This is a genomic window from Ohtaekwangia sp. (genome assembly GCF_036568665.1).
Lineage (GTDB): Bacteria > Bacteroidota > Bacteroidia > Cytophagales > Cyclobacteriaceae > Ohtaekwangia.
This window is the reverse complement of record NZ_DATCSD010000169.1, coordinates 1-3,172: the sequence shown is the minus strand read 5'-3', so window position 1 is coordinate 3,172 and position 3,172 is coordinate 1. Positions and strand designations below refer to the sequence as shown.

Here is a 3,172-nt window from a genome sequence, read left to right as displayed (position 1 = left end):
CGGCATGATAATATGTAGGCAGGTAGTCGGGATGTTTTTGCATCAGCTCATCAAACAACGCTGCAGCTTGCGTGGTATCAGACTTTATATATTCCAGTGCAAGGGCATAGCGGTTGAAAGGATCATCCGGATCATCGTTCATAAATTGCCGGAGTTGGTCAAGTCGGTTCATGGTATATTTGCTACCTTCTATCAGCGCTTAAACATAAATATTATTACCATACCTGTTGTTGGTATACGGGCATATAATTTTTTAGAGGTTGTCTTCACGATGATAACATGACGGTGTTCTGAAATTTCAAAATTTTAGTATTGGGTATCCGGTTTTTTGTATCTTGAGCCCTGTTTCCAAAAACCACTTTCGAACTTATTGATTTAGAGCGAGATGAAGATTTTAGTTTGTATAACCCACGTTCCGGATACCACATCCAAAATCAATTTTACTGATAACAATACCAAGTTTGATCCTGCTGGTGTCCAGTTCATCATCGGCCCGTACGATGATTATGCATTGGCCCGCGCTATCGAGATCAAAGAGGCCAATGCCGGCACAACAGTAACGGTGCTTAATGTTGGTACTGCTGATACTGAACCTACCATTCGCAAAGCGTTGGCGATTGGAGCAGACGATGCTATACGTGTGAATGCGGAACCAACCGATTCATTCTTTGTTGCCGCGCAGATCGCAGAGCATGCCAAATCGGTAGGCTATGATCTTATTCTCATGGGGCGCGAGTCCATCGACTATAATAGTGGAGTAGTGCATGGTATAGTAGGTGAGATGCTGGGTATACCCTCTGTATCGCCCGTAATGAAACTGGATATAGAAGGCACCCAAGCGAAACTTGCGCGCGAGATCGAAGGTGGTAAAGAATCGCTGGAAGTAAATCTTCCTTTCGTGGCCGGATGCCAGGAACCTATAGCAGAGTGGAAGATACCCAACATGCGCGGTATCATGTCTGCACGCACCAAGCCGTTGAAAGTAGTAGAACCTAAAGCAGTAGACAGTGGTGTTAAACTTCAGAAGTTTGAATTGCCACCGCCCAAAGGTGCTGTTAAAATGATATCAGCCGATAATGTAGCCGAGCTTGTTACATTATTAAAGAATGAGGCGAAAGTACTGTAATCCGATCAACCGATCCATCCATTTTAAACAACCAAGCACATGTCAATACTCGTTTTTGTTGAAAGCGCAGAAGGACAAATAAAGAAAACATCACTGGAAGCTGTTTCATACGCACATGCCATGGGCGGCCCGGTAACTGCTATAGCACTCGGTACTGTTGATAAAGCAGAGCTCGAAGCTCTTGGAAAATACGGAGTACAAAAAGTACTGCACGCAGCCGATGACAAACTGAACCAGGGAATCATCCAGGCATACGCTGCTGTATTAGAGAAAGCACTGCAGGATGAAGGTGCAGATATACTCGTGCTGGCAAACTCATCGCTGGGTACACCGGTAGCAGCACGCGTGGCCGCTAAAATAGGAGCGAGCCTCGCGACCAATGTTACTGAACTGCCTGATACTTCTGCGGGCTTTGTAGTAAAGCGCAGCATTTATACCGGTAAAGCATTTGCCAACGTAGCCTTGCAGAAGGCTAAGAAAGTGATTGCCCTCAAGAAGAATGCAGCGGAAGCAAAAGAAGTAGGCAGCACTGTTTCGGTTACACCGTATACCGTTTCATTATCAGACGCAGACTTCGCGGTGAAGATACTCTCGTCTGAAAAGGCTACCGGAGAAGTATTGTTGCCGGAAGCAAACATTGTTGTATCCGGAGGCCGCGGCATGAAAGGTCCTGAACACTGGGGCATTCTGGAAGAACTTGCCAAAACATTGCATGCAGCAACGGGCTGCAGTAAGCCGGTATCGGATATGGGATGGAGACCTCACCACGAACACGTGGGCCAGACAGGTGTGAAAGTGGCTCCCCAGCTTTATATTGCTGTGGGAATTTCGGGGGCAATTCAGCATCTGGCAGGTGTAAACTCTTCAAAATACATTGTTGTGATTAATAAAGATGCCGATGCACCATTTTTTAAGGCTGCTGATTACGGAATCGTAGGAGATGCTTTTGACGTTGTCCCTAAACTGACGGCTGCTTTAAAAGCCGCAAAATAATTGTAGCGAAGCAATGCGTAGTCAGGTGATTTGTGTAAGTTGTATTACAAACGCAGAAGAGAGATAGCAGCGTGAAAAAAATCAAACTTGAAATATTAGGCTTGTCGTCCAGTCAGTCAACCACAGGGTCGTTTGCACTCGTACTCGGGGAAACAGAAGGGAACAGAAGGCTACCCATTATTATAGGCATGTTCGAGGCGCAGGCAATTGCCATTGAAATTGAAAAGATCATTCCGAATCGTCCGATGACACATGATCTGTTCAAGGCTTTCGCCAATAACTTTCACTTTACAGTAGAAGAGATCATCATCTCTGATTTGAAGGAAGGTGTATTCTTCGGCAAGATTGTATGCTCCGATGGTTTAAAGAAAACAGAGATTGACGCAAGACCGTCTGATGCTATTGCCATCGGGCTTCGCTTTGATTCTCCCATTTATACCTACGAAAACATTTTGGCTGAAGCCGGTATAGTACTCACCGATGAAGCAGAGGAGGATAAGCCGGAACCGAAGATCGAAAAAGCTAAAGTAAAGAAAGAAGCAGTACGTAAAGATGATTTCAAAAACTATACAGTAGATCGTCTCAACGAGCTGCTCAAGGAAGCCATCGATAAAGAAGATTACGAACGTGCAGCAAAAATTCGTGATGAACTGGGAAAGCGAAATTAAGCTGAAAGTGTAAAGCTAAAAGCATAAAGCAAAAGCAGAAAGTTGAAGAAGCTTTCTGCTTTTTTATTATAGACCACTTCCATACAACATTGAACCTGAATTCTTAAATGTTGAACCACCGCTTTAAACTTTCAGCTTTCGGCCTTCAGCTTTTTGCATTACGCATTCTTCACTATCTTTAATAAAAACCACCAAGTTGTTATGAGAACCCTCCTCACAATTTTATTGTGCAGCATATCCGTTCTGGTATGGGCGCAAAAAGAAATTCAGAAGAAGATACAAACACAATTTATCGATGCAGAGAATGGTGCGGTGATTGAATTGCCGGAAGGGCGTTTTCAATTTGATGCAAGCCTGTGGCTGGATGGCAAGAAGGACGTTACCA

3 protein-coding genes and 1 pseudogene are annotated in these 3,172 nt (G+C 44.3%); all 4 read left to right on the top strand.

The window, feature by feature from the left end:
- Positions 1-385: 385 nt before the first annotated feature.
- Positions 386-1,126, top strand: coding sequence for an electron transfer flavoprotein subunit beta/FixA family protein (locus VIN08_RS09910; protein ID WP_331963919.1), 741 nt, complete (start codon positions 386-388; stop codon positions 1,124-1,126).
- Positions 1,127-1,165: 39 nt separating this feature from the next.
- The gene (locus tag VIN08_RS09905) at positions 1,166-2,119 is read left to right on the top strand and encodes an electron transfer flavoprotein subunit alpha/FixB family protein (RefSeq protein WP_331963916.1); all 954 of its coding nucleotides are present in this window, start codon (positions 1,166-1,168) and stop codon (positions 2,117-2,119) included.
- A gap of 71 nt (positions 2,120-2,190) precedes the next feature.
- On the top strand, positions 2,191-2,787 hold the full coding sequence (locus VIN08_RS09900; protein WP_331963913.1) for a bifunctional nuclease family protein: 597 nt from the start codon (positions 2,191-2,193) through the stop codon (positions 2,785-2,787).
- A gap of 201 nt (positions 2,788-2,988) precedes the next feature.
- Positions 2,989-3,172 (top strand): annotated as a pseudogene (locus tag VIN08_RS09895) (hypothetical protein); the annotation flags it as partial.

What these genes read in the sequence shown, in the direction of transcription:
- VIN08_RS09910 (WP_331963919.1), top strand. Translation starts at nt 386, where the DNA reads ATGAAGATTTTAGTTTGTATAACCCACGTTCCGGATACCACATCCAAA.
- VIN08_RS09905 (WP_331963916.1), top strand. Translation starts at nt 1,166, where the DNA reads ATGTCAATACTCGTTTTTGTTGAAAGCGCAGAAGGACAAATAAAGAAA.